The 3,355-nt window shown below is 59.5% G+C and carries 2 protein-coding genes; both read left to right on the forward strand.

Going from position 1 to position 3,355, the window contains the following annotated elements:
* A partial coding sequence (locus ACFDS3_RS19845; RefSeq protein WP_375264061.1) for a tyrosine-type recombinase/integrase occupies positions 1-1,186 on the forward strand: 1,186 nt, incomplete at its 5' end.
* Positions 1,173-3,353 (forward strand): hypothetical protein, encoded by a 2,181-nt coding sequence (locus ACFDS3_RS19850; RefSeq protein WP_375264062.1) that lies wholly within the window; start codon positions 1,173-1,175, stop codon positions 3,351-3,353. The genes ACFDS3_RS19845 and ACFDS3_RS19850, both read left to right, overlap by 14 nt.
* Positions 3,354-3,355: the final 2 nt, after the last annotated feature.

Here is a 3,355-nt window from a genome sequence, read left to right on the forward strand (position 1 = left end):
CTGGGACGCGGTTCACAGCGACCTGCGGCCCTATTTGCGCGGGCTGCTCCCCGAGCTCATCGAGGCGTACGATCCCCATGGGGCCTACGCCATGTCGCTCCTTCTGAAAGACTGGACCGCCAAACGCCGACTGAATTGGAAGCGATCGGTACTCGAATGGAATCCACATGATGGCTCCATGACATCCGCCGAGCTGGAAGTACTGCGCGCCCACCTGTCTCCGCCGGAAACAGAAGGGCTGTATGAGCATTTCGGGCGCCTCATTGTTCGCCTTAGCCTCGCTACTCTCCGCCGCCCCTCCCAGTTAATTTCCATTGCCGCCGATGGGCTGCGTCGTATCTCGACGACCGTTGGAACAACGGCCGACCTCCGTGTTCCAACGGTCAAGGCACAGACAGGAGCTAGCGCGCCTTGGCTGCCAATACCTGCCGATCTTGCCGATGACATCGACACCTATCGTTCCCGTCCTGAGATCAAGGGTGCGGCTGTTTCTAAGGACCTGCTGCTTCCTATCTCTTTTGGATCATTTGGCACTGCTGCGTTGCGCGTTATCGCGCCAAACGCCTCTCAGGCCAAACACGCGGCGCAAGAATGGGTGAAGAAACGAAGCATCATCAGCCCGCGCACAGGACAGCTTCTGCACATCAATATGCGCCGAATCCGGCACACAGGCGCGACGCACCTGGCGATGCAAGGCTATCCGCTCGAACTCATCCAAGATGTTCTCGAGCATGCCAATGGAATATCCGCGCGGCACTACATCGACGCTGTCGGCGCCGAGTTTCTTCCCACATTCGAAAAAGCGGATCGCAACCTTGGCGGCCGATTCTCAATGATGCGTGAGGCCTGGTTCAAGGGCAAGATTGTCGACCGCGAAGAAGCCCTCAACCGCCGCATAGTTGTTCCTGACCCGAGCGCGCCCGCTGCTGTCGGCGCGTGCGGCAAAGGCGGGACCTGCCCCGTCCATCCGCTCTTTAGCTGCTACTCCTGCGCGCATTTCCTAGCGTTCCGCAATGCCAAACACCAGAAGGTGCTGGACTTTGTCGAGGCCGAGTACGCGCGTTGGCGCGCCGTCGAAAGAAGCAATTCCCGCTCCAAAGCCATTAAAGATTTCGATCGCATCGCTGCTGGCGTGCAGGAGGTCATAGACCTCATCGATCAGGAGGCCTCGGATGACTGCGATTGACACGCTGCGAGTTCTTATTCGCGACGCCGGGGGCTCTGCATCGCTCGTCGACGCGCTGCCGCGCTATTTCTCTAGCGCTCCAGATTGGCTTAACCCGGAGTCCGACACCTGGAATGTTGCACCGCTGCATCGTCGCGCGGACGTAAAAACGTATACGATCGATTTCACCCGCGTTGCGCATTGCGAGCTTCGAGCCGTCGCCCGCGCTCACTCCCTTTGGCAGATCGTGGAGCGCCAGGTCGGGCCAGCGTCCCTCTGTGCAGCGCTCAACGTATTCGTCCACTTGGGCAATCAAATTGGCTCGCGCCCTCTTTCCACTCTCAAGACGGAAGACTTCCTCGCCGTCGAACGGTTATTGAAGGATCGCTATGCGCAAGGAACGTCCGCGCGCGCGTGCGCCGATCTTCAGCGCGTCGCGACATGGCTGAATCGGCAGACCGGACTGCACCTCGATTACACATCAACGCTGCGGCCGGCAGCAGTGCATGGACGAGAGGCGACCGACGAGAGCCGCTACGGAAAGCTTCTTCCTGACGCCGTCGTGGCCGATCTCCTCGCCGCCAGGCATGACCCGGATCTGTCCGATCGCGACCGCTTCTTTCTCGCCGCGATTGCAATTTCCGTCGCCACCGGCTTTCGCCTAAGTGAACTCCTCGCGATTCCCGTCGATTGCCTCATCCAAGACGAGGGCACGCTTCTAGTGCGCAGTTTCGTTTCGAAACATGGAAAAGCCGCGCCACGCCCCGTGCCGCCAGAACTTGCCGACATCGTCGTAAATGCCGTGGAACACATCCGTGCGGTGACGGAGCCAGCTCGCCATAGGGCACAGGCCTTGGCTCAAAATGCGCCCACCGACTGGTCATCTGTCGTTCGTGCTCCTGATTCGGTGCTTGAGTATTTCCTGCGATTGTGGCTGGCGGATTGGATCGCCGACCCCGAGCACCGGATGATCGACCTGCGTTGGGCATATTATTCGCGAGGCAAACGCTCGCAGTGGTTTCCTATCGCGGACCTTCTAGAGCGGTATGAAGGCAATCTATCTGCCATTTCGCGTGAGCTGAATGTATCTCGGGCAAGTGTGGCGAGGATGGTTAAACAAATCAAAGCCGCAGAACGCGGGGAAGTGTATCTCGGAGCCAGGACCGCGGAGGCTCGCCGCGGGTTCGACACCGATCGCCGGTTTCCATCGGTCGACGCGTTTCGGGCGTTGACCGGCCTAAACCTGCACAATTCACCTCGTAAAGGACTACTGTCGAAGCTGATCGAGAAAGCGCGAGTCGCGCAGATCACCCAGGCCACGTTTGTACCGCCAGCGTACGACAAGCCGCTTGAAGAGCACTTTCGAGCCACACCTGATGTTCTCCGCGATCGGGAGACGGGTGGCGCTGCCCTCAGTATGTACGAGGCACTGTTCATACTGTTCAAAAACCAGCTTTCCGCGAGCCACAACCTGAATGATGGACGCGTCAAAGCCGTGTCCATCCAACAATTCAATCACTGGTTGAGCGGATATGCCCGCGACCGCGGAACGGGCAAACCCGGAGACGCTGTTTGTGCACGGCTATGCATTCTTGATCCGCGGACAGAGCAGCCGGCGCGGTTCACGAACCACGACTTCCGCCATTGGCTCGAAACCGCCTACGAGAACGGTGGCTTATCCCAGACTCAGATCGCGGCCCTGTTCAACCGGTCTTCGACAACCTCGAATTCGGTCTACGACCAGACCAACAGCGCGATCCGCGGCGAGCGCATTAAGGACGCGATGGCCGACGGCCTGCTCGTCGGTCACGCCCCTGAAGCATACGCACGGATCGCCAAGGACAGCCCCGAAGAGGCCGCCGAATATCTAGAGACCGCCACAAAGTTCCACAATCCGATGCCGCACGGCATCTGCCGACTTAACTGGGCGCTGGAGCCTTGCCCGCATGCGCTGAGCTGCTTCAGCTGTGGTGACGCAGAGGACGACCTTTCTGAACCGTGCGAGCACCTTGTCGTGGACATCGAAGACGCGGGCCAACTCGAAGAGATCGCGCGCATCCACCGCAACGCCCAGTCGATCACAGAGATTATGGAAGACGAAGGAGTCGAGGGAAACCCGCAGTACACCCAATTCTGCCGAGTCGCCCGATCAACGCACACTATCCTGACTAAGGCCAGAGCCTCATGAAC

Source organism: Palleronia sp. (genome assembly GCF_042089775.1).
Classification (GTDB): Bacteria; Pseudomonadota; Alphaproteobacteria; order Rhodobacterales; family Rhodobacteraceae; genus Palleronia.

Excerpts from the sequence above, each read along its gene's own strand:
- ACFDS3_RS19850 (WP_375264062.1), top strand. The coding sequence starts at position 1,173 with ATGACTGCGATTGACACGCTGCGAGTTCTTATTCGCGACGCCGGGGGC.